Source organism: Bacillus sp. FSL K6-1366, from assembly GCF_037976695.1.
Classification (GTDB): domain Bacteria; phylum Bacillota; class Bacilli; order Bacillales; family Bacillaceae; genus Bacillus; species Bacillus subtilis.
Map to the genome: position 1 here is coordinate 2,474,652 of NZ_CP150268.1, position 20,979 is coordinate 2,495,630.

At 46.5% G+C, this 20,979-nt stretch carries 24 protein-coding genes, 2 pseudogenes and 1 other annotated feature; of the genes and pseudogenes, 19 read left to right on the forward strand and 7 right to left on the reverse strand.

Features of this window, described 5'->3' with window-relative positions:
* The first annotated feature begins 53 nt into the window (after positions 1-53).
* The 8 genes and pseudogenes from garD (at position 54) to MHI44_RS13090 (ending at position 7,119) form a co-directional block, all read left to right on the forward strand.
* A complete protein-coding gene (gene garD, locus MHI44_RS13055) occupies positions 54-1,586 on the forward strand; it encodes a galactarate dehydratase (protein WP_339202081.1) in 1,533 nt (510 codons plus the stop codon).
* A 276-nt stretch (positions 1,587-1,862) separates the two neighbouring features.
* Positions 1,863-2,786, forward strand: coding sequence for a macrolide 2'-phosphotransferase MphK (gene mphK / locus MHI44_RS13060; protein ID WP_339202083.1), 924 nt, complete (start codon positions 1,863-1,865; stop codon positions 2,784-2,786).
* Between the two features lie 56 nt (positions 2,787-2,842).
* Positions 2,843-3,090, forward strand: a binding site (T-box leader).
* A gap of 97 nt (positions 3,091-3,187) precedes the next feature.
* Positions 3,188-3,349 carry an anti-TRAP regulator gene (rtpA, locus tag MHI44_RS13065; RefSeq protein WP_003234807.1) on the forward strand — a complete coding sequence of 54 codons (162 nt, stop codon included), beginning with the start codon at positions 3,188-3,190 and terminating at the stop codon, positions 3,347-3,349.
* A gap of 20 nt (positions 3,350-3,369) precedes the next feature.
* A pseudogene (locus MHI44_RS13070) lies at positions 3,370-3,686 on the forward strand (EamA family transporter).
* A gap of 96 nt (positions 3,687-3,782) precedes the next feature.
* The gene (ycbL, locus tag MHI44_RS13075) at positions 3,783-4,463 is read left to right on the forward strand and encodes a two-component system response regulator YcbL (protein WP_080121048.1); all 681 of its coding nucleotides are present in this window, start codon (positions 3,783-3,785) and stop codon (positions 4,461-4,463) included.
* A gap of 1 nt (position 4,464) precedes the next feature.
* Positions 4,465-5,400: a two-component system sensor histidine kinase YcbM gene (gene ycbM, locus MHI44_RS13080; protein WP_015715182.1), complete on the forward strand. Its 936-nt coding sequence runs from the start codon at positions 4,465-4,467 to the stop codon at positions 5,398-5,400.
* Positions 5,401-5,491: 91 nt separating this feature from the next.
* Positions 5,492-6,414, forward strand: a pseudogene (locus MHI44_RS13085) (ABC transporter ATP-binding protein).
* Positions 6,415-6,432: 18 nt separating this feature from the next.
* Complete coding sequence (locus tag MHI44_RS13090) at positions 6,433-7,119, forward strand: ABC transporter permease (protein ID WP_080121049.1); 687 nt, start codon at positions 6,433-6,435, stop codon at positions 7,117-7,119.
* On the opposite strand, the gene MHI44_RS13095 is transcribed toward MHI44_RS13090, so the two are convergent.
* Positions 7,080-7,214 (reverse strand): hypothetical protein, encoded by a 135-nt coding sequence (locus tag MHI44_RS13095; RefSeq protein ID WP_119122840.1) that lies wholly within the window; start codon positions 7,212-7,214, stop codon positions 7,080-7,082. The genes MHI44_RS13090 and MHI44_RS13095 overlap by 40 nt on opposite strands.
* Positions 7,174-7,560, reverse strand: coding sequence for a YndM family protein (locus tag MHI44_RS13100; RefSeq protein WP_014478718.1), 387 nt, complete (start codon positions 7,558-7,560; stop codon positions 7,174-7,176). Before MHI44_RS13100 ends, MHI44_RS13095 begins: the two co-directional genes overlap by 41 nt.
* 114 nt (positions 7,561-7,674) lie before the next feature.
* Between MHI44_RS13100 and MHI44_RS13105 the strand changes: the two genes are divergently transcribed.
* From MHI44_RS13105 to tatC, 7 genes are all read left to right on the forward strand, one after another.
* Positions 7,675-7,797, forward strand: a complete 123-nt coding sequence (locus tag MHI44_RS13105) for a hypothetical protein (protein WP_339203602.1) — start codon at positions 7,675-7,677, stop codon at positions 7,795-7,797.
* A gap of 76 nt (positions 7,798-7,873) precedes the next feature.
* Positions 7,874-8,302, forward strand: a complete 429-nt coding sequence (cwlJ, locus tag MHI44_RS13110) for a cell wall hydrolase CwlJ (RefSeq protein ID WP_015715185.1) — start codon at positions 7,874-7,876, stop codon at positions 8,300-8,302.
* 105 nt (positions 8,303-8,407) lie between these two features.
* On the forward strand, positions 8,408-9,139 hold the full coding sequence (locus MHI44_RS13115; RefSeq protein WP_339202084.1) for a VWA domain-containing protein: 732 nt from the start codon (positions 8,408-8,410) through the stop codon (positions 9,137-9,139).
* Between the two features lie 79 nt (positions 9,140-9,218).
* The gene (locus tag MHI44_RS13120; RefSeq protein WP_003234785.1) at positions 9,219-9,395 is read left to right on the forward strand and encodes a hypothetical protein; all 177 of its coding nucleotides are present in this window, start codon (positions 9,219-9,221) and stop codon (positions 9,393-9,395) included.
* 18 nt (positions 9,396-9,413) lie between these two features.
* Positions 9,414-11,165, forward strand: a complete 1,752-nt coding sequence (phoD, locus tag MHI44_RS13125; RefSeq protein ID WP_014475691.1) for an alkaline phosphatase PhoD — start codon at positions 9,414-9,416, stop codon at positions 11,163-11,165.
* A 12-nt stretch (positions 11,166-11,177) separates the two neighbouring features.
* The gene (gene tatAD, locus MHI44_RS13130; RefSeq protein WP_003223835.1) at positions 11,178-11,390 is read left to right on the forward strand and encodes a sec-independent protein translocase protein TatAD; all 213 of its coding nucleotides are present in this window, start codon (positions 11,178-11,180) and stop codon (positions 11,388-11,390) included.
* A gap of 60 nt (positions 11,391-11,450) precedes the next feature.
* Positions 11,451-12,179: a twin-arginine translocase subunit TatC gene (gene tatC, locus MHI44_RS13135; RefSeq protein ID WP_014475692.1), complete on the forward strand. Its 729-nt coding sequence runs from the start codon at positions 11,451-11,453 to the stop codon at positions 12,177-12,179.
* Here the strand turns inward: tatC and pcp are convergent.
* Positions 12,176-12,823, reverse strand: coding sequence for a pyroglutamyl-peptidase I (gene pcp, locus MHI44_RS13140; RefSeq protein WP_339202087.1), 648 nt, complete (start codon positions 12,821-12,823; stop codon positions 12,176-12,178). The genes tatC and pcp overlap by 4 nt on opposite strands.
* A 78-nt stretch (positions 12,824-12,901) precedes the next feature.
* Between pcp and MHI44_RS13145 the strand changes: the two genes are divergently transcribed.
* Positions 12,902-14,014 carry an aminotransferase class V-fold PLP-dependent enzyme gene (locus MHI44_RS13145; RefSeq protein WP_041850661.1) on the forward strand — a complete coding sequence of 371 codons (1,113 nt, stop codon included), beginning with the start codon at positions 12,902-12,904 and terminating at the stop codon, positions 14,012-14,014.
* A 41-nt stretch (positions 14,015-14,055) separates the two neighbouring features.
* Here the strand turns inward: MHI44_RS13145 and lmr(B) are convergent, their stop codons facing one another.
* Both lmr(B) and lmrA read right to left on the reverse strand, forming a co-directional pair.
* Complete coding sequence (gene lmr(B) / locus MHI44_RS13150) at positions 14,056-15,495, reverse strand: lincomycin efflux MFS transporter Lmr(B) (protein ID WP_032728901.1); 1,440 nt, start codon at positions 15,493-15,495, stop codon at positions 14,056-14,058.
* Between the two features lie 38 nt (positions 15,496-15,533).
* Positions 15,534-16,100, reverse strand: coding sequence for a transcriptional regulator LmrA (gene lmrA, locus MHI44_RS13155; protein ID WP_339202090.1), 567 nt, complete (start codon positions 16,098-16,100; stop codon positions 15,534-15,536).
* Between the two features lie 216 nt (positions 16,101-16,316).
* On the opposite strand from lmrA, the gene ansZ reads away from it, so the two are divergent.
* Entirely contained in the window at positions 16,317-17,444 is a 1,128-nt protein-coding gene (gene ansZ, locus MHI44_RS13160) for an asparaginase AnsZ (RefSeq protein ID WP_339202091.1), read from the forward strand.
* 161 nt (positions 17,445-17,605) lie between these two features.
* Positions 17,606-18,244: a lipase LipA gene (gene lipA, locus MHI44_RS13165; RefSeq protein ID WP_038428323.1), complete on the forward strand. Its 639-nt coding sequence runs from the start codon at positions 17,606-17,608 to the stop codon at positions 18,242-18,244.
* A 37-nt stretch (positions 18,245-18,281) separates the two neighbouring features.
* Here lipA and MHI44_RS13170 read toward each other — a convergent pair whose 3' ends face one another.
* A complete protein-coding gene (locus MHI44_RS13170; RefSeq protein ID WP_009966469.1) occupies positions 18,282-18,665 on the reverse strand; it encodes an RDD family protein in 384 nt (127 codons plus the stop codon).
* Between the two features lie 234 nt (positions 18,666-18,899).
* Between MHI44_RS13170 and MHI44_RS13175 the strand changes: the two genes are divergently transcribed.
* Positions 18,900-19,976 carry a helix-turn-helix domain-containing protein gene (locus MHI44_RS13175; protein WP_003246276.1) on the forward strand — a complete coding sequence of 359 codons (1,077 nt, stop codon included), beginning with the start codon at positions 18,900-18,902 and terminating at the stop codon, positions 19,974-19,976.
* 39 nt (positions 19,977-20,015) lie between these two features.
* Here MHI44_RS13175 and natK read toward each other — a convergent pair whose 3' ends face one another.
* On the reverse strand, positions 20,016-20,972 hold the full coding sequence (gene natK / locus MHI44_RS13180; protein ID WP_069322339.1) for a two-component system sensor histidine kinase NatK: 957 nt from the start codon (positions 20,970-20,972) through the stop codon (positions 20,016-20,018).
* Positions 20,973-20,979 lie beyond the last annotated feature (7 nt).

A 20,979-nucleotide genomic window follows, 5' to 3' on the forward strand; every position in this document is an offset into this window, starting at 1 on the left:
TTTTTAAAACCAATTTAGAAAACGCTTACTAAGATATGAGGAGTGATTTTCATATGGCGATGAACCTCAGGCAGAACCAAGCGCCCCTTTACATCAAAGTGCATGAAATAGATAACACCGCGATTATTGTAAATGATGGAGGACTGCCAAAGGGCACTGTTTTCTCATGCGGGCTCGTACTTGAAGAGGATGTTCCACAAGGCCATAAGGTGGCCCTCACCGATCTCAATCAAGGGGACGAAATCGTGCGTTACGGAGAGGTGATCGGATTTGCTGATGAGACGATCAAACGCGGGAGCTGGATACGGGAAGCCCTCGTGAGAATGCCCGCTCCTCCGGTGTTAGACGATCTTCCTCTCGCAAACAGGGTGCCGCAGCCGCGGCCGCCTCTTGAAGGCTACACGTTTGAAGGATACCGAAATGCGGATGGCAGTGCGGGGACAAAAAATATTCTCGGCATCACGACAAGTGTTCAATGTGTTGTTGGCGTTTTGGATTATGCAGTCAAGCGAATAAAAGAAGAGCTGCTGCCGAAATACCCAAATGTCGATGACGTTGTGCCGCTGCATCATCAATACGGATGCGGCGTGGCGATCAATGCACCCGACGCTGTCATTCCGATCCGCACGATTCAAAATCTCGCGAAGCATCCGAACTTCGGCGGAGAAGTAATGGTCATCGGATTGGGATGTGAAAAGCTCCTCCCGGAAAGAATTGCCTCCGAAAATGATGATGACATTCTATCACTCCAGGATCACCGAGGTTTTGCGGCGATGATCCAATCCATTTTGGAAATGGCGGAGGAACGGTTAATCAGGCTGAACAGCAGAACCCGGGTGTCATGCCCTGTTTCGGATCTGGTTATCGGTCTGCAATGCGGCGGAAGTGATGCGTTTTCCGGCGTGACGGCGAACCCTGCCGTGGGGTATGCGGCTGATTTATTGGTTCGCGCAGGTGCGACGGTTTTGTTTTCTGAAGTGACAGAGGTACGTGATGCCATTCATTTATTAACGCCGCGGGCTGTCAGTGAAGAGGTCGGACAATCGCTGATCAAAGAGATGAAGTGGTATGACAGTTATCTCCGGCGGGGAGACGCAGACCGAAGCGCAAACCCGTCACCCGGCAATAAAAAAGGCGGATTATCCAATGTGGTGGAAAAAGCGTTAGGCTCGGTAGCGAAATCAGGCACAAGCCCCATCTCCGGCGTGCTCGGCCCTGGTGAAAGAGCAGAGCAAAAAGGCCTGCTGTTCGCGGCGACACCGGCAAGCGATTTTGTGTGCGGTACCCTGCAGCTGGCTGCGGGCATGAATCTGCAGGTGTTTACGACAGGGAGGGGAACACCATATAGCCTGGCTGCTGCGCCGGTGCTGAAAGTATCGACGCGGCATTCCTTATCAGAGCATTGGGCTGATTTAATCGATATCAATGCCGGCCGAATCGCGACAGGAGAGGCCAGTATCGAAGACGTAGGCTGGGAAATCTTCAGGACGATTTTGGATGTGGCAAGCGGCCGCAAACAAACGTGGGCAGACCGTTGGGGTCTTCATAATGATTTGTGCTTGTTTAATCCTGCTCCAGTGACTTGATTCATGTTTTTATAGCGGGAAGATGGAATATGCTGTAAAATGAAAATCAGCGTATAGGAAACGGAGGGGTTACAGCATGGCATTCATGAGATTCCGAGTGACACGAATTCAATAGTGAGCAACTCTCGCCTGAATGCGAGAGAATCGGGATGAATCCGCCTATGTATGAGCCCTTATATGGTTATCGAAAAAGAGGGTGGCGTGCCTGCCCTTTTTTGTGCCTTCAAGCATCCCTTCTCTCTACTGCAGGCCGGAGCATGAGAAAGGGGAAATGGGATGACAAACCTTAACGAAAAACAGCTTATCACTGAGATTGTCGGGCTTGCACGCAGCCAAGGTTTGACGGTTCATTCTGAGAACGCGCAATTGAATGAAACCGGAATGGACTTTCAAGTTGTATTTGCCAAGGACGACACAGGTATGCCATGGGTGCTGCGAAAACCGCGGCGAAGTGATGTTGTGGAAAGAGCATCTGCGGAAGGCATAACGCTTGCCTTTCTCCGCGCGAATCTGACTGCTGATGTGCCGGATTGGAGAATTCATACACCGGAATTGATCGCTTACCCAATGTTAAAAGGAACGCCGGCTGCCGGGATTGATTTGGAACAAAAGCAATATGTTTGGAATATGAATCATCAGCCGCCGTCAGACGACTTTGTCCGCACACTTGCCGACATACTGGCTGAATTACATGGCACGGATCAAATATCTGCTGGGCAATCCGGAATAGAAGTGATAAGGCCAGAAGATTTCAGGCAAATGACAGCAGACTCTATGGTTGATGTGAAGAATAAGCTTGGCGTATCTACGACGCTTTGGGAAAGATGGCAAAAGTGGATAGATGATGATGCATACTGGCCTGGTTTTTCTGCACTGATACACGGCGATCTCCACCCGCCGCATATCCTTATCGATCAAAATGGACGTGTCACAGGACTTCTGGATTGGACAGAAGCGAAGGTTGCTGACCCAGCTAAGGATTTTGTTCTTTATCAAACCATTTTCGGAGAAAAAGAAACTGCCCGTTTGCTTGAATACTATGATCAAGCAGGCGGCCGGAAATGGGCAAAAATGCAGGAACACATCTCAGAGATGCAAGCGGCATACCCGTTGGAAATAGCTAAATTCGCTCTGCAAACACAGCAGGAGGAGCACGTCAATATGGCGCTAGAAGCACTCGGTGTAACATCGTCGGATTAAGAATTGACTTCGTTTCATGAACCGAGTATTATAAACTCTACAAATAATAGAACGGATCAACAATCGTGAGGAAGAGCAAGTACGTGTCAGAATGGAGGTTCAGAGAGTCGGTGGCAGGTGTGAACCGATCCTCCCCTGATGCCGAATGGGCTTCTGAATTGCTTTGCTGAACGGATAGTAGGCGATGCCGGGTTTCTCTCCCCGTTACCAAGAGAGGAGTATCGAAACATAGGTTTTCTGTACTTAGAGTGAACGGCTGTATAGCTGTTAATAAAGGTGGTACCGCGAGACCCTCGTCCTTTGCATAGGACGGGGGTTTTTTGTGTTTCTTAAAGGAGGTGACGGCCAATGGACGATGGCTGGTGGTGGCATAGCAGATGAGTTAGAAAGGAGGATATCAAATGGTCATTGCAACTGATGATCTTGAGGTCGCATGTCCTAAATGTGAAAGAGCGGGAGAAATCGAAGGAACACCTTGCCCGGCCTGCAGCGGAAAAGGTGTTATTCTGACTGCTCAAGGATATACGCTTCTGGATTTTATCCAAAAGCATTTGAATAAGTAAAGGAGAAAAGCTGAGCTGAGATGAGAGCAGAAGAGCAGAGTAAGATTCGTGAGGCCGCAGCAGGTCCGATTTTTTTGCTGATCGGAACAGTTTGTTTTGCGTCTAAATCGATTTGGATAAAATGGGCATACCAAATGGGTGCTGAGCCAGATGCGGTGTTGTTATACAGGCAGCTGCCGCCGCCATTTCAATGGCAGGGCCTGTCCTGACGATTTTCTATGGAGCTTTATTTCTCGGTGAACGGCTCCGGCTTATTCAAGTCATTGGATGCGCTGCTGTATTCTTTGTCATTACGGGCATAGAATACAGGAAGCTGAAAACAGGAAAAAAAGAATAATTTTTATAAAACACACACGTTTTTCAATTACAATAAGTGTAATTACGTGTGTGTTTTTTGATTTTGTAAAGGTTAGGTGAGAAGATGCAGCGCATATTGCTTGTAGAAGACGACCACTCAATCAGTGAAATGGTGGATCATTATTTAACAAAAGAAGGCTTTGGAATTGTGCATGCTTTCGACGGAGAAGAGGGCATCCGGCTGTTTCAGCAGGGTTCATACGATTTGGTCCTCCTTGATATCATGCTCCCGAAGCTGAACGGCATGGATTTTCTGAAAATCATCCGGGAAAAAAGCAACGTTCCGGTCTTAATGATTTCGGCAAAAGATGGAGATGTGGACAAGGCATTGGGACTGGGCTTTGGGGCGGACGATTATATCGCCAAACCGTTTTCGATGATTGAGCTGACAGCCAGAGTAAAAGCCGCGATACGGCGGGCGACGCAATATTCGGCAGAGGAGCCGGCTGTGAATAAGGTGATCCGGATTCACCAGCTTGCGATAGACGTAGACAATGTTTCCGTTTTGAAAAACGGACAACCGCTCCAGCTGACGTCAACAGAATGGCAGCTGCTGTGCTTATTTGCATCAAATCCTAAAAAAGTGTTTACGAAAGAACAAATCTACCGTTCCGTCTGGAATGAAGAGTACTTTGATGATCAGAACATCATTAACGTACATATGCGGCGGCTCAGAGAAAAGATTGAGGATGACCCCTCCTCCCCTCAATATATTAAAACGCTATGGGGCATCGGTTATAAATTAGGAGAGTTTTAGAATGACAGTGCTATGGGTGGCCGCTGTCATCGCTCTGGCGTGTCTGAATGTGATTCAATTCATAATGAAAAAGAAGCGGGACGGGAATCTGGCTTACACGGCTGACCAGCTTAGCTACATGCTCAGCCGGGATTCGGCAGGACAAATTTTGCTTCCTACAGACGATCATTCGCTCAAAGGCTTGCTTGTTAACATCAATCTTATCGTTGAGAATCGTCAGCAGATCAGCGCCCAATTTGCCAAAACAGAGCAATCCATGAAGCGGATGCTGACCAATATGTCGCACGACCTGAAAACGCCGTTAACGGTCATTCTCGGTTATATCGAAGCCATTCAAAGTGACCCGAACATGCCGGACGAAGAGCGGGAAAGATTGCTGGAGAAGCTCCGCCAGAAAACGAATGAACTCATTCAGATGATCAACTCCTTTTTTGATTTAGCGAAATTAGAATCTGAAGATAAAGAGATTCCGATCACCAAAGTACATATGAACGACATATGCAAACGAAATATCCTGCACTATTATGACGCTGTTCAGTCAAAAGGCTTTCAAGCAGCCATCGATATCCCGGATACGCCGGTGTATGCGCAGGCGAATGAAGAGGCTCTGGACAGAATTCTGCAAAACCTATTGTCCAATGCGATTCAATATGGCGCGGCCGGCAAGTTAATCGGGCTGACGCTGTCTTATGATGAGAGGAACATCGCCATCACCGTATGGGATCGCGGGAAAGGGATTAGTGAAACCGATCAGCAGCGGGTGTTTGAGAGGCTGTACACACTGGAAGAATCCAGAAATAAAGCATTTCAAGGAAGCGGCCTGGGTTTAACCATCACAAAACGGCTTACAGAAAAAATGGGAGGCACCATATCCGTCCAAAGCAAGCCGTACGAACGGACTGCATTTACGATCACATTGAAACGCATGACATATTAATCGTAAGAATTTCTTAAGGTTTGAGAAATAAAAATGACAGGGCTCGCCGCTACAATAGAAAACAGGAAAAGAGAGGGAAGGAGAAACAAAGTTGACTTATATCGTACAAACAAACGGATTGACCAAAACATATCAGGGCAAAGAGGTCGTCTCCAATGTCAGCATGCATATTAAAAAAGGCGAAATTTATGGCTTTCTCGGCCCGAATGGCGCGGGTAAAACAACCATTATGAAAATGCTGACGAGTCTTGTCAAACCGACAAGCGGAGAAATCAGCATCCTTGGGAACAAGTTCACCCACACGTCATATGAGGTGCTGGGGAACATCGGCAGCATGATTGAATATCCGATTTTTTATGAAAACCTGACAGCTGAAGAAAATTTAGATCTGCATTGTGAATATATGGGATACCACAATAAAAAAGCCATACAAGAAGTGCTGGATATGGTGAATTTAAAACAAATCGACAAAAAACCCGTCAAAACCTTTTCCCTCGGGATGAAGCAGCGCCTTGGAATTGCGCGTGCCATCCTCACGAAGCCGGACCTGCTCATTTTGGATGAGCCGGTGAATGGTCTTGACCCTATCGGCATTAAAAAGATCAGGCAATTGTTTCAAGTGCTGAGCAAAGAGTACGGTATGACGCTGCTGATCTCAAGCCACTTGCTGGGTGAAATCGAACAAATCGCGGACACAATCGGCGTCATTCGGGACGGCAGACTGCTTGAAGAGGTATCAATGGAGGATGTCAGGGTCAGAACACTGAATACATCGAGCTTGTTACATCGAATCAGACAAAGGCCTGCTTTGTGCTGGAGAAAGAGCTGCAATTAACCAACTTTAAAATTTTAAATGAGAAAACAATCCGAATTTACGAAGCTGAAGCCTCTCAGGCTGCTATATCCAAAGCGCTGATTTTAAATGATGTAGACATTGAATCATTGAACAGAAAGTATACGTCGCTAGAGGATTATTTTATCAAATTGATCAACGGCAATAGCATCAGTGCGTAAAGGAGGAGAGACACGTTGATGAATTTGATCAGAATCGAATTAAGAAAAATGAAAATGGGCTGGTATATCAGAGGTGCCCTCATTGCCAACGTGATCATTATGGGCTTTATGTGGTTGATCAGTTATTCCGAAAAAGCCGATGGCGGGGTTTCGTTCCAAAGTACGGATGAAGCATTCCTCATCATCGGCACCTTCGTCAGAGCGGTATTTATCGTATTTGGCGCTGTGCTGATCGTAAAATTGGTGATTTCGGAATATAAAAACAAAACCATTCTTGTGATGTTCACGTACCCGATCAGCCGTAAAAAGCTGCTCACCGCTAAGCTCATGATCGCGGGCGGACTGACGTTTATCACGATTTTACTTTCAAATATACTCATAGCCGCCGGTTTCTTTTGGCTGAACTCGATCTACCATTTCATACCGGGAGAGCTTACTTCCGAGATCATTTCTCAACAGGCGGTCAAAATGGCGGTTTTCGCTTTTGGCGCCGCTGGAACCAGTTTAGTTCCCATCTTTTTTGGGATGCGTAGACACTCGGTTCCGGCGACCATCATTTCATCTGTAGTAATTGTGATGCTCATCAGCTCAACAAGTCCGGGCTTCTCGATTTCATCTGTTGTGTATATCCCGTTATCGTTAGCGGCATTTGGTTTATTCTTTTCCTACATGGCGATCAGGAATGCGGACAAGCAGGATGCGTAAACAAAGGCGCCCAATATGTATAAAAGGCCGATGCTGTCAGCACCGGCCTTTCCATTATGAGTCTGTTCTTGTTTCAAGATAATGCTTCTTGCCAATCTCTTTGCTCATCATATAGAAATGGAAGCAATATTCACCGATTGCCATGACGATCGCGCCGAATAAAGCCGCCAATGCAACTTCACCGCCAGTCATCCCCAGGGAAAGCGGCATGCCCATCAGCCAGATCACAAGAAAGGCCAAGCCAAAATCAGCCAAAGTTGCAATCATATTATTCCATCTCGGCAATACATAAAGATCGCCCAGCAAATAAGAAATAACCCCTAACACAATCGTCATTAGCAGCGTATCACCAAACGTGAAACCAAAGCCCAGACCAAGCACCAGATACAACACAATAATCGTCATAATACCTTTAATAGCGAGCGCTTTCACATGTGTCATTACAATTCCTCCTTTTGTCATTTGATTTGTTATGTATAATTCCTCAAATGTAAAAAGTTAAACCTTATTTCTTTTCGGAGGCGGGTGCAAATCTGCTGGGGAGGGGTCAATGATGTGAATCCAGGAATTGAGGCTGCGGCGCTTCGACAGCGGAAATGTGAAGCTTGTATCGCACCGGACGCTGCTTTGACGCCCAACAGCCCATTATGTTTGCTGTTTTTAGATGAATTAATTTAAAAACTTCTCCTGTCCCTCCGTCATCACTTTTGAAGTAATGAAATATGATGAAAAGAGATCAAGGGGAGGTGACGTGATGGCGGTCGTGAGAGCAACGAGTGCGGATGTCGATCTGATGGCAAGGCTGCTCAGAGCGGAAGCGGAAGGCGAAGGCAAGCAGGGAATGCTGCTTGTCGGCAACGTAGGAATTAATCGGCTGCGGGCGAATTGCTCAGATTTTAAAGGCCTCCGCACCATCAGGCAGATGATTTATCAGCCACACGCGTTTGAGGCTGTGACTCATGGATATTTTTATCAAAGGGCGCGAGATAGCGAGCGTGCCCTTGCACGGCGGTCGATTAACGGTGAAAGACGCTGGCCGGCAAAATTTAGTTTGTGGTACTTCAGGCCGGAGGGAGACTGTCCAGCCCAGTGGTATAACCAGCCGTTTGTGGCCAGATTTAAGTCACACTGCTTTTATCAGCCGACGGCGGAGACGTGTGAAAATGTATATAACACATTTTAGAGACAGGACACCGTTCAAATTGAACGGTGTTTTTATTTGAAAAGATGCAATGGAAAATATTCCTGTGAGATAATCGAAGAAAAAAGAGCTGACGGAGATGACAGAATGGCAACAATTGACCTGCAAAAGAAAAGTGTAAAGATCGTACTGGAGAAAAAGCAGTTAACGAAGGTGACGGCTCGTGTCGGACTGGTTCTTGATATGACGGGATCGATGAGACCGCTCTACAAAAACGGGACGGTTCAAAATGTGGTGGAGCGGATTTTGGCAGTGGCTGATCAGTTTGATGATAACGGTTTGCTGGATGTATGGGTGTATGATAATGAATTTTCCCGATTAAAGCCAGTTTCAGAAAAGGATTTTTCGGGCTATGTCGATCGTGAAATTTTAAATAATGACCGCTTGCATAAATTCGGCAGAAATGATGAGCCGCCAGTCATGAAGGACGTGCTGTGCAAATATGTTGCGGAGGAACCGAGCTCGTATCCTGCTTTCATTGTTTTTATCAATGACGGGGGCTGTAAAAAGTCAATCAAACCGATAATTGAAGCTTCTTCTGATAAACCGGTGTTCTGGCAGTTTGTCGGCATCGGAAACGGAAACTTTGATTTTCTCAATAAACTGGATACGTTAGAAGGGCATGTCATTGATAACACGAACTTCCTGCATATCGAAGAGATTGACCGCATTTCTGATGATGAGCTTTATGATGCTCTGCTTGCTGAATTTCCATTTTGGCTGAAAGAAGCGAAGGAAAAAGGGATTGTAAGAGAACAAGAGCCTCCTGCTGAAAAGCCGAAAAAGAAGGGCTTTTTCAGCAGATTGTTTTCGAAATAACTGATAAGGCACTGAGCCATTCTGCGAAATGGCTCGGTGTTTTTGTTTTTTTAAGATCATGTGAAGAAAAATAGTCCGAATGGGCGGCTTGCAAACGACAGGATATGCAGAAAACGCGTCATTCAGCCAGCTTTCGGCATGTTTCAGCGGCAGGCTTGTGAGGGAAGACCTGTTTTTAATGTTCAGCGCTTACAATCGGTTCACACTTCTTCACAGTCGTTTAACAATGATTTCCTATAATGGAGACGATCAATGAGGAGAGAGGGGATCTTGAATGGCATACGACAGTCGTTTTGATGAATGGGTACAGAAACTGAAAGAGGAAAGCTTTCAAAACAATACGTTTGACCGCCGTAAATTTATTCAAGGAGCGGGGAAGATTGCAGGACTTTCTCTTGGATTAACGATTGCCCAGTCGGTTGGGGCCTTTGAAGTAAATGCTGCGCCTAAATTCTCAAGCTATCCGTTTACATTAGGGGTAGCGTCAGGTGATCCGCTTTCTGACAGTGTCGTGCTTTGGACGCGCCTGGCACCTGATCCGCTGAATGGCGGGGGAATGCCGAAGCAAGCAGTGCCTGTCAAATGGGAGGTCGCAAAGGATGAGCATTTCCGCAAAATCGTAAGAAAAGGCACTGAAATGGCTAAACCGAGTCTTGCCCATTCCGTTCATGTGGAAGCGGACGGGCTTGAGCCAAACAAAGTGTACTATTACCGTTTCAAAACCGGCCATGAACTAAGCCCTGTCGGAAAAACAAAAACACTGCCTGCCCCTGGCGCCAATGTGCCGCAAATGACCTTTGCATTTGCTTCCTGCCAGCAATATGAGCACGGATATTATACGGCCTACAAGCATATGGCAAAGGAAAAGCTTGATCTTGTCTTCCATCTCGGTGATTACATATATGAATACGGTCCAAATGAATATGTATCAAAAACAGGCAATGTCCGCACGCACAACAGCGCGGAAATCATTACGCTGCAAGACTATCGGAACCGTCACGCTCAATACCGTTCTGACGCCAATCTTAAAGCTGCACATGCGGCATTCCCTTGGGTTGTAACTTGGGATGACCATGAAGTTGAAAACAACTATGCCAATAAAATACCGGAAAAAGGACAGTCGGTTGAAGCATTCGTGCTCCGCCGCGCGGCAGCATACCAGGCATACTATGAACATATGCCGCTCCGCATTTCCTCTTTGCCGAATGGCCCAGATATGCAGCTGTACCGGCACTTTACGTACGGAAACCTGGCGTCCTTCAATGTGCTTGATACCCGCCAGTACAGGGACGACCAAGCCAATAACGACGGCAATAAGCCGCCTTCTGATGAATCGCGCAATCCGAATCGGACCCTGCTTGGAAAAGAACAGGAGCAGTGGCTCTTCAACAATTTGGGCAGCTCGACTGCCCACTGGAATGTGCTGGCGCAGCAGATTTTCTTTGCCAAGTGGAATTTCGGGACAAGCGCAAGCCCGATCTACAGCATGGATTCGTGGGACGGCTATCCGGCTCAGCGCGAACGGGTGATCAATTTCATTAAAAGCAAAAATCTGAATAATGTTGTCGTACTGACAGGTGATGTACACGCAAGCTGGGCATCGAATTTGCATGTCGATTTCGAGAAGACAAGTTCAAAAATATTCGGAGCCGAATTTGTCGGAACCTCGATCACATCCGGAGGAAACGGCGCCGATAAGCGGGCGGATACGGACCAAATTTTAAAAGAAAATCCGCACATCAAGTTCTTTAACGACTATCGCGGATATGTCCGCTGTACAGTGACGCCTCACCAGTGGAAAGCCGATTATCGGGTGATGCCGTTTGTGACCGAGCCGGGCGCAGCCATTTCCACGCGGGCTTCATTCGTTTACCAGAAAGACCAAACTGGGTTGAGAAAGGTATCATCCACAACAATCCAAGGCGGGGTGAAGCAATCCGATGAGGTCGAAGAGGATCGTTTCTTTGCGCACAACAAAGCCCACGAAAAACAAATGATTAAGAAGCGGGCAAAAATCACGAATTAAGGAGTGGAAATTATGTTTTCAAACATTGGAATACCGGGCTTGATTCTGATCTTCGTCATCGCCCTCATTATTTTTGGCCCTTCCAAGCTGCCGGAAATCGGGCGTGCCGCCGGACGGACACTGCTGGAATTTAAAAGCGCCACAAAATCACTTGTGTCTGGTGATGAAAAAGAAGAGAAATCAGCTGAGCTGACAGCGGTAAAGCAGGACAAAAACGCGGGCTGAATGCTGATGAGGCAGACACCGGGTCTGCCTCTTTTTTTATGAAAGGGAGGGCTTTTTTGAATGGATAAAAAAGAAACCCATTTGATCGGGCATTTAGAAGAGCTTCGCCGCCGGATTATCGTAACCCTCGCGGCATTTTTTCTATTTCTCATCACGGCTTTTTTGTTCGTACAGGACATTTATGACTGGCTAATCAGGGATTTGGATGGAAAGCTGGCTGTGCTTGGGCCGAGTGAAATCCTCTGGGTGTATATGATGCTTTCCGGCATTTGTGCCATTGCGGCTTCTATCCCTGTTGCCGCGTACCAGCTGTGGCGTTTCGTTGCACCGGCGCTGACGAAAACGGAGCGCAAGGTGACGCTCATGTACATACCAGGTTTATTTGCGTTGTTTTTGGCGGGCATCTCCTTCGGATACTTTGTCTTGTTTCCGATCGTGCTCAGCTTTTTGACTCATTTATCCTCCGGCCACTTTGAAACGATGTTTACGGCTGACCGCTACTTTCGGTTTATGGTGAATTTGAGCCTGCCGTTCGGCTTCTTGTTTGAGATGCCCTTGGTGGTGATGTTTTTAACAAGGCTGGGCATCTTAAATCCTTACAGACTGGCCAAAGCGAGAAAGCTGTCCTATTTTCTGCTGATTGTCGTATCTATATTGATTACACCGCCTGATTTTATTTCTGATTTTCTCGTGATGATCCCGCTTCTTGTCCTGTTTGAAGTGAGTGTCACCCTATCGGCGTTTGTCTACAAAAAGAGGCTGAGGGAAGAAACAGCGGCGGCCGCTTAGTGCAGCGTACCGCCCGGTGACTTCACATCCTCATCATATTGTGCGGCCGTAACAGCGGCGATTCTCAATGCCCGGACAATCGTGTCCAGGCTGAGGCTCGGCGCTGTTTTGTCGATTGTTTGCTGCGGAATGTAAGGAATATGAATAAAACCGCCGCGAATGTGCGGGGATGTCCGGCTAATGTGATCCATTAACCCGTAGAACAAATAGTTGCATACAAAGGTCCCCGCTGTGTAGGAAACCGCAGCTGGAATGCCGTGTTCCTTCATCTTAGCAGTTATTCGTTTCACGGGAAGCCCTGTCCAGTAAGCGGCGGGCCCATCTGGAGAAATCTCTTCATCAATCGGCTGATGTCCTTCGTTATCGGGGATTCGCGCATCTGCAAGATTGATCGCCACCCGTTCCGGTGTAATCTGCATCCGTCCTCCTGCTTGGCCGACACAAATCACGATATCCGGCTGATGTGTTTGAATGGCTTGGCGCAGAGTGTCCAGAGCGGATCTAAAGACAGTAGGAATTTGTTCCGCTGTAATAATGGCTTCTTCCGTCTCGAAGCCATTAAGCCGTTTCGCCGCTTCCCATGATGGATTGACGGTTTCTTTGTCAAAAGGGTCAAAGCCAGTGATCAGCACTTTTTTTCTCATTCTCCCATCTCCTTTTTCTTTTATTCTATTGTTTATTTATGGGTTTTTCATCAAAATAATGTAAAGGAGTGAATCATAATGGAGCATTTGCCGCAGCAGTATCGTCATTTATTCCCAACCTTGCAGACGCATACGATGCTTGCCAGCTGTTCTCAGAGCGCTTTGGCAGAGCCTGTATCAAGGGCGATCCAGGATTATCATGATAGCCTGTTGTATATGGGGACGAACTGGAAAGAAGCGATCGAAAAAACAGAGTTTGCGAGAAACGAGTTTGCAAAGCTGATCGGGGCTGAACCGGATGAAGTGGCGATTGTGCCGTCAGTTTCTGATGCGCTGGTTTCTGTAGCATCGTCCTTAACTGCATTTGGAAAGAAGCACGTTGTATATACAGATATGGATTTTCCGGCGGTGCCTCATGTTTGGCAGGCACACTCCGATTATACCGTATCCGTCATTCCATCAATAGACGGCGTGCTGCCGCTTGAACAATATGAAACGCATATTTCGGATGAAACAGTACTGACGTGTGTTCCTCACGTTCATTATCGTGACGGCTATGTTCAGGATATAAAAGCGATTGCCGAGATTTCTCAGAGAAAGGGCTCTTTATTGTTTGTAGATGCTTATCAATCAGCCGGGCATATTCCCATTGATGTGAAGGAATGGGGCGTAGATATGCTGGCAGCAGGCACCCGGAAGTATTTGCTCGGCATACCGGGTGTGGCGTTTCTTTATGTGAGAAAGGAGCTGGCTGACGCACTGAAGCCGAAAGCATCAGCTTGGTTCGGAAGAGAGAGCGGATTTGATGGGGCTTATGCAAAAGACGCGCGCCGTTTTCAAACGGGCACCCCAGCTTTTATCAGCGTATACGCAGCTGCAGCGGCTTTATCGCTGCTGAATCATATTGGGGTTTCTCATATCAGGGATCATGTGAAAACGATCTGTGCCGATGCAGTTCAATATGCCGCTGAAAAAGGCCTGCAGCTGGCGGCGGCACAAGGTGGGGATCAGCCGGGCATGGTTGCGATCCGGGATGAGCGGGCATCGGAAACGGCGGCGTTGCTGAAGAAGAAAAAAGTGATTTGCGCGCCGCGGGAAAAAGTTATCCGTCTCGCTCCCCATTTTTATAATACGAAGGAGGAAATGCGGCACGCGATTGATGAAATCGCGGCGAAAACGATCCACAAGTAAACATGAAAAATCCCCTGAACATTAGTCAGGGGATTTTCATATTAATGATCTACCTTCACGCGCTTCATAAAGAAAGCGCCAATCAAACCGATAATGGCAACAATCATTGCAAACACAAATGCGTGCTGTACACCCGCTGTCAAAGCTTGCGGGATGACTGCCGGATCGGCAGGGTTTTTAACTGTACTCATATAATCATGCTGGCCTGCAGCCATAATGCTGACCGCAACCGCTGTTCCGATAGCGCCAGCCATTTGCTGCAGCGTGTTCATAATGGCGGTGCCGTCTGGATAAAATTCACGCGGCAGTTGGTTTAAACCGTTTGTCTGTGCAGGCATCATGATCATAGAAATCCCGATCATCAAGCAGGTGTGCAGGATGATAATCAGCACAGCTGTTGAAGTGGTCGTGACATTTGAGAAGAACCATAGTACAACGGTGACAATCACAAATCCCGGAATGACAAGCCATTTCGGCCCGTATTTATCGAACAAGCGGCCTGTAACAGGGGACATAAATCCATTTAAAATACCGCCCGGCAAGAGAACAAGACCAGATGCAAATGCAGTCAGGACTAAGCCGCCTTGCAGATACATCGGCAGAAGCAGCATAGATGACAGAATGACCATCATACAAATGAACACCATGATCACACCCAAAATAAACATCGGGTATTTGAACGCACGGAGGTTCATCATCGGCTGCTTCATTGTCAGCTGGCGGATTGAAAATAGGATAAGGCCGACAACGCCGACAATCAGCGACACGATAACAGTCGGGCTGGACCATCCCCCGGAGCCTTCACCCGCGTTGCTGAATCCGAACACAATGCCGCCGAAGCCAATCGTCGACAGGATGATAGACAATACATCGATTTTCGGCTTTGTCGTTTCAGATACATTCTGCATATATGCGATACCGAAAACAAGCGCCAGCACAAGGAACGGAAGAGAGATCCAGAAAATCCAGTGCCAGTTGAGATGCTCCAGAACCAATCCTGAGAAAGTTGGGCCGATGGCGGGCGCGAACATAATGACAAGACCGATCGTTCCCATTGCGGCGCCCCGTTTATGAGGCGGGAAAATCACCAAGATTGTGTTAAACATCAGCGGCAGTAAAAGACCGGTTCCAAGTGCCTGAACGATCCTTGCCGCCAATAAAAACGGGAAGCTTGGCGCGAGTGCCGCGATCAAGGTTCCTATAATTGAAAAGATAAGTGACACGGTAAATAGCTGTCTTGTTGTGAACCACTGCAACAGCAGTCCTGAAACAGGAACAAGGATACCGAGTACAAGCAGGTAGCCCGTCGTTAACCATTGGACGGTTGCCGCTGTAATGTTCAATTCCTTCATAAGGTCGGTTAACGCAATATTCAGCGCTGTTTCACTGAACATGCCGATAAAACCGGCCAACAGCAAGGAAATCATAATCGGCATCACTTTGTATTGCTGAGATGCTTTAGCTGTTGTTTCCAAAATCATTTCCCCTCTCTATCAACTGCATGTAGTATGTCGTTTTTTTATCTCTTCAGCAGGTCAGGAATGCAGCTGGAGATATGAAGGAGCGGCGTACTGTTTTTTGCCGTCAAAGATAAAAGGATGCCACCTTCAATCATCGCGTTAACCACAGTGCTGGCTTCTTTTGCACGGCTCTCGCTGCAGCCAGTCTGCCGCAGTTTTTCCTCATACACAGAGGCCCATTCTTTGTAGGCTTCATGACAGGCTTCGCGCAACGGTTCGCTTTTCAATGACGTCTCAGCCGCTAGCAAGCCCACAGGCAAGCCTTCAATGTCTTCCGTACATGAAAACTGGCAGGAGAGCTCCTTCAAAAAGGCTTGAATGCCTTCCGCTGGATCGGTATAGGCTTCCATGCAGTCCGCGATTTTCAGACGGATATACTCCTTCATCTCATTCACGGCTTCGATCGCAAGCTGTTCTTTACCCCCGGGAAAGTGGTAGTAAAGAGAGCCTTTAGGCGCGCCGCTTTCCTTTATAATCTGGTTCAGCCCCGTGCCGTAATACCCCTGCAGCTGAAAAAGCCGGGTAGCTGCCGAAAGGATTTTCTCACGGGAATCTCCATAACTCATAACATTCCCACCTTACTGAATTGCAATCAAAAATATAGTGACTGGTCTATTATCTTGATTCAATCATCAATTGTCAAGAAAAATTCATTGTATGAAAAGACAAAAAAAGAAGGATATGACAACAAAAAATACTGAGAGAAAAGCTGACTGATCTTTTGACTGAATAGATAAAATGTACAATGATTAATCATCATATGGATGTAAGGAGAGAAATAGATGAAAAAACAACGAATGCTCGTACTTTTTACCGCACTATTGTTTGTTTTTACCGGATGTTCACATTCTCCTGAAACAAAAGAATCCCCGAAAGAAAAAACGCAGACACAAAAAGTCTCTTCGGCTTCTGCCTCTGAAAAAAAGGATCTGCCAAACATTAGAATTTTAGCGACAGGAGGCACGATAGCTGGTGCCGATCAATCGAAAACCTCAACAACTGAATATAAAGCAGGTGTTGTCGGCGTTGAATCACTGATCGAGGCAGTTCCAGAAATGAAAGACATTGCAAACGTCAGCGGCGAGCAGATTGTTAACGTCGGCAGCACAAATATTAATAATAAAATATTGCTGAAGCTGGCGAAACGCATCAACCACTTGCTCGCTTCAGATGATGTAGACGGAATCGTCGTGACTCATGGAACAGATACATTGGAGGAAACCGCTTATTTTTTGAATCTTACCGTGAAAAGTGATAAATCGGTTGTTATTGTCGGTTCGATGAGACCTTCCACAGCCATCAGCGCTGATGGGCCTTCTAACCTGTACAATGCAGTGAAAGTGGCAGGTGCCCCTGAGGCAAAAGGGAAAGGGACGCTTGTTGTTCTTAACGACCGGATTGCCTCAGCCCGATATGTCACCAAAACAAACACAACCACAACAGATACATTTAAATCAGAAGAAATGGGCTTCGTCGGAACAATTGCAGATGATATCTATTTTAATAATGAGATTACTCGTAAGCATACGAAGGACACGGATTTCTCGGTTTCTAATCTTGATGAGCTGCCGCAGGTTGACATTATCTATGGATACCAAAATGACGGAAGCTACCTGTTTGACGCTGCTGTAAAAGCCGGAGCAAAGGGGATTGTATTTGCCGGTTCTGGGAACGGGTCTTTATCTGACGCAGCCGAAAAAGGGGCGGACAGCGCAGTCAAAAAAGGCGTCACAGTGGTGCGCTCTACCCGCACGGGAAATGGTGTCGTCACACCAAACCAAGACTATGCGGAAAAGGACTTGCTGGCATCGAACTCTTTAAACCCCCAAAAAGCACGGATGTTGCTGATGCTTGCGCTTACCAAAACAAATGATCCTCAAAAAATCCAAGCTTATTTCAATGAGTATTGAAGAAAAGAAGGCGAATAAGCCTTCTTTTTTTGGCTTTTTAGGACCAATAATGACCTCTGAATCTTAAAATTTCTTTAAAAATAAGCCAAAATTACCCTTTACTTAATTAATTTGGTAACGTAATATAATTGAAGAATTTGTTACAAAAAAAGGAGGATATTATGAAATTTGTAAAAAGAAGGATCATTGCACTTGTAACAATTTTGATGCTGTCTGTTACATCGCTGTTTGCGTTGCAGCCGTCAGTAAAAGCCGCTGAACACAATCCAGTCGTTATGGTTCACGGCATTGGAGGGGCATCATTCAATTTTGCGGGAATTAAGAGCTATCTCGTATCTCAGGGCTGGTCGCGGGACAAGCTGTATGCAGTTGATTTTTGGGACAAGACAGGCACAAATTATAACAATGGACCGGTATTATCACGATTTGTGCAAAAGGTTTTAGATGAAACGGGTGCGAAAAAAGTGGATATTGTCGCTCACAGTATGGGGGGCGCGAACACACTTTACTACATAAAAAATCTGGACGGCGGAAATAAAGTTGCAAACGTCGTGACGCTTGGCGGCGCGAACCGTTTGACGACAGGCAAGGCGCTTCCGGGAACAGATCCAAATCAAAAGATTTTATACACATCCATTTACAGCAGTGCCGATATGATTGTCATGAATTACTTATCAAGATTAGATGGTGCTAGAAACGTTCAAATCCATGGCGTTGGACACATCGGCCTTCTGTACAGCAGCCAAGTCAACAGCCTGATTAAAGAAGGGCTGAACGGCGGGGGCCAGAATACGAATTAATGAAAAACAAAACCTTGAAGAATGCTATTCTTCAAGGTTATTCTGCTTTCAGCACAATGGTTTTCGCAGCCATATCATGAACGGTTTGTTTTTTCTTCGTAAATGCGGCAGTCAAATAGATCAGGCGGGAGAACACATGCACCCACGCTATCAGGTAACGGACAATGGCTTGCGGGAAGGATATTTTTTTATATGTTTCGTCCCTCACGATTTGCAGCCCGATGATTTTTTTGCCCAGTGTGCCCTTCCAATTTGTCAGCGGCATCAGCAAAGGGTACACAATCAGCATCAATATGGCGACAATAATGACACCGGCGGACCCATCGCCAAACGTAAATCCGGCTGCCAAAATCACTGCTGCGGCAATGATTACATCAAGTAAAAGAGCGCAGGCGCGCAGCATGAAACCAGCTAGTTCCAATAGAAACACTCCTTAAAATGTTAAATAAACACCTAATGATTGTAAAAAAGAAGGGCCTAAAGTGGGAATAGGTGATAAGCCTTAAATCACAAAAGTTGGTGAAAATGTCATAGGTAAATTGGCATAATCAGCCAGCTTATCACATTACCAAATTCTTTTTTAGCCCGAAACCAAGCCCTCAGAAGTTATTTTTGTTAAAATAGAAAAGTTACAACAGAATTCGGAGGGTTTATTGTGGGAAAAGTGAAACGAAATGCCCCTTGCCCATGCGGCAGCGGCAAGAAATATAAAAAATGCTGCGGAAGTAAAGTTGTCGACTTCCCGGCGGAACTAGCGGCAAAAGAAGCGAAACAAATTCAGGAAGACTTAGTGGAGTATGCCTTCACAGTACATAGAGAAAGCATTTCAGGCTTTATCAACCAGCATGATTTTCTTTCTGCTATGGACAGACAGACGAAAGACATCAGCGTATTTAACTTAGGAATCTGGGGAATCTTCTTCCACCCGCTTGCTGGTGAGAAGACAATCTTCGAAGAGTACCTTCAGAAAAAAGGCGATTCGATCACTCGTCCGAAAACGCGTGAGATCGTAGAATCATGGCAGAGCATGACGCCTGCTTTATTGCTGCTGAAGGACCTGAAGGAAGGCATCATTCACTTTGAAGATGTCATTACGGCAAAACAATTCGAAGTGGAAATGGACGCCAGCAATCAAGACCTTCCTCCAGTGGGAAGCCTGATTCTTGGATACCCAATCCACGAAGCGGAAAAAGCAGAATTCTTCATGCAGTTCACGATCTTCCCGGTGAAGAGAACAGAAGCGCTGATCAGCAAGGTGAAGAAATATGCGGATGCCGCTGTGAAGGACGGCAAAACGCCGGAGGACTTCATGAAGCAGGAATTCAACAACGTTCTGTTCGCGTTGTTAGCTGAGAAAGATGAAGAGCCACAAGCAGAGAAAGCGGAAGTAAGCACTGTTGAGTGGGCAAATGACTTGGAGAAAGAAACCGCTGCGGCTATTGAAGAAGGCATGAGCGGGGAAGAGTATCCGACTGAATTGATCCCAGCTGTTATTGACATCTGGAAAACATTCTGCGAGAAAAAATCACCTGTCATCAGAAAGCCGGAAGCTTTTGCGGCGGCAGTTGAATATTATGTAAACGCAATTTCTCTTAACGGCGCGTCCGTTTCCCAGGCTAAACTGGCGAAAAAATACGGCGTTAGCGCATCAACGATTTCCAGCCGTTACAAAGAAATTGAAAGCACGCTGCAAGATGAAGCAGATCGTTTTGCACAAGCGTTATCCTCATAATGGAAAAAACCTTGAAAAGCCAGGCTTTTCAAGGTTTTTTTATTTCTGAAACGGAATTTTGATTTCTAACCGGAAGACGGGGTGGCGGTAGGTAAAATCCAGCCTGCCAAAAGCGCTCTTCACCAGTTTTTGAATGATATATGTGCCCATGCCTTCATGAGCGCCGTTTTTCGTTGAGCGGCCAAACGATTGATAAATTGTATCGAGCACTTTTGGGTCCATCCCGGGAGTGCTGTTTTCACAAGTCAGTACATAAAGTCCGCTGCGCAGTGAAGTTTCCAGTTTAATCTCTGCTTTTTCTCGGGCCTCCGCTGCGCTGTCGAGCGCATTTTCTAATATGTTGCCGACCAAGCTGACCTGATCAGCAGGCGAAAACGGAAGGGAAGAAAGCGGTGTATGCATATGCAGCGAAACACTCACATTCGAGGCGCGGGCTTTTTCTAAAAAATCATAAAGCACCCCTGCAACGTACGCGTTCTCTCCTTTCAAAAAACGGTCATATTGGCTGTATTGATCCGCCCAGTTTTGAATATATGCTTGTGTATCTGCCTTGGGCTGAGCTGATTTGATTGCAGTGATATGTTTCATTGTGTCATGATTCCGGCTTCTGACATCAATCAGCATTTGATTGGCGTGCTGTTCAGCTTGAGTCAGCTTATCAATTTGATCAGAAAGCCTTGCCTGCAAAGCAGACTGTCCGATACGGAGCCCTTCACACCCTGCAAATATCGCGATTACACATAATACCGGCATGATGTCTGTGCCAATCAACACTACTCCCGCCGACATCACTTGAATCACAGCAATCCACGCACAAAGCCCTGAGGAACAGTGTTTCCACACCCGCTTCGTATTCCAAATGTACAATCCTGCAGCAGCTGCGCCTAAAGCAGCGGCGAGCCAAGAGGCGGCTGTGCTGTGTGAAAAAGCAGCAGCTCCCTGATAACATATGAAACTAAATAAAATCAGATAAAGACATTGAAAAAGGGTAATCACGTACTAA

What these genes read in the sequence shown, in the direction of transcription:
- garD (WP_339202081.1), top strand. Translation starts at nt 54, where the DNA reads ATGGCGATGAACCTCAGGCAGAACCAAGCGCCCCTTTACATCAAAGTG.
- mphK (WP_339202083.1), top strand. Translation starts at nt 1,863, where the DNA reads ATGACAAACCTTAACGAAAAACAGCTTATCACTGAGATTGTCGGGCTT.
- rtpA (WP_003234807.1), top strand. Translation starts at nt 3,188, where the DNA reads ATGGTCATTGCAACTGATGATCTTGAGGTCGCATGTCCTAAATGTGAA.
- ycbM (WP_015715182.1), top strand. Translation starts at nt 4,465, where the DNA reads ATGACAGTGCTATGGGTGGCCGCTGTCATCGCTCTGGCGTGTCTGAAT.
- MHI44_RS13090 (WP_080121049.1), top strand. Translation starts at nt 6,433, where the DNA reads ATGAATTTGATCAGAATCGAATTAAGAAAAATGAAAATGGGCTGGTAT.
- MHI44_RS13100 (WP_014478718.1), bottom strand. Translation starts at nt 7,560, where the DNA reads ATGACACATGTGAAAGCGCTCGCTATTAAAGGTATTATGACGATTATT.
- cwlJ (WP_015715185.1), top strand. Translation starts at nt 7,874, where the DNA reads ATGGCGGTCGTGAGAGCAACGAGTGCGGATGTCGATCTGATGGCAAGG.
- MHI44_RS13115 (WP_339202084.1), top strand. Translation starts at nt 8,408, where the DNA reads ATGGCAACAATTGACCTGCAAAAGAAAAGTGTAAAGATCGTACTGGAG.
- MHI44_RS13120 (WP_003234785.1), top strand. Translation starts at nt 9,219, where the DNA reads ATGGGCGGCTTGCAAACGACAGGATATGCAGAAAACGCGTCATTCAGC.
- phoD (WP_014475691.1), top strand. Translation starts at nt 9,414, where the DNA reads ATGGCATACGACAGTCGTTTTGATGAATGGGTACAGAAACTGAAAGAG.
- tatAD (WP_003223835.1), top strand. Translation starts at nt 11,178, where the DNA reads ATGTTTTCAAACATTGGAATACCGGGCTTGATTCTGATCTTCGTCATC.
- tatC (WP_014475692.1), top strand. Translation starts at nt 11,451, where the DNA reads ATGGATAAAAAAGAAACCCATTTGATCGGGCATTTAGAAGAGCTTCGC.
- pcp (WP_339202087.1), bottom strand. Translation starts at nt 12,823, where the DNA reads ATGAGAAAAAAAGTGCTGATCACTGGCTTTGACCCTTTTGACAAAGAA.
- MHI44_RS13145 (WP_041850661.1), top strand. Translation starts at nt 12,902, where the DNA reads ATGGAGCATTTGCCGCAGCAGTATCGTCATTTATTCCCAACCTTGCAG.
- lmrA (WP_339202090.1), bottom strand. Translation starts at nt 16,100, where the DNA reads ATGAGTTATGGAGATTCCCGTGAGAAAATCCTTTCGGCAGCTACCCGG.
- ansZ (WP_339202091.1), top strand. Translation starts at nt 16,317, where the DNA reads ATGAAAAAACAACGAATGCTCGTACTTTTTACCGCACTATTGTTTGTT.
- lipA (WP_038428323.1), top strand. Translation starts at nt 17,606, where the DNA reads ATGAAATTTGTAAAAAGAAGGATCATTGCACTTGTAACAATTTTGATG.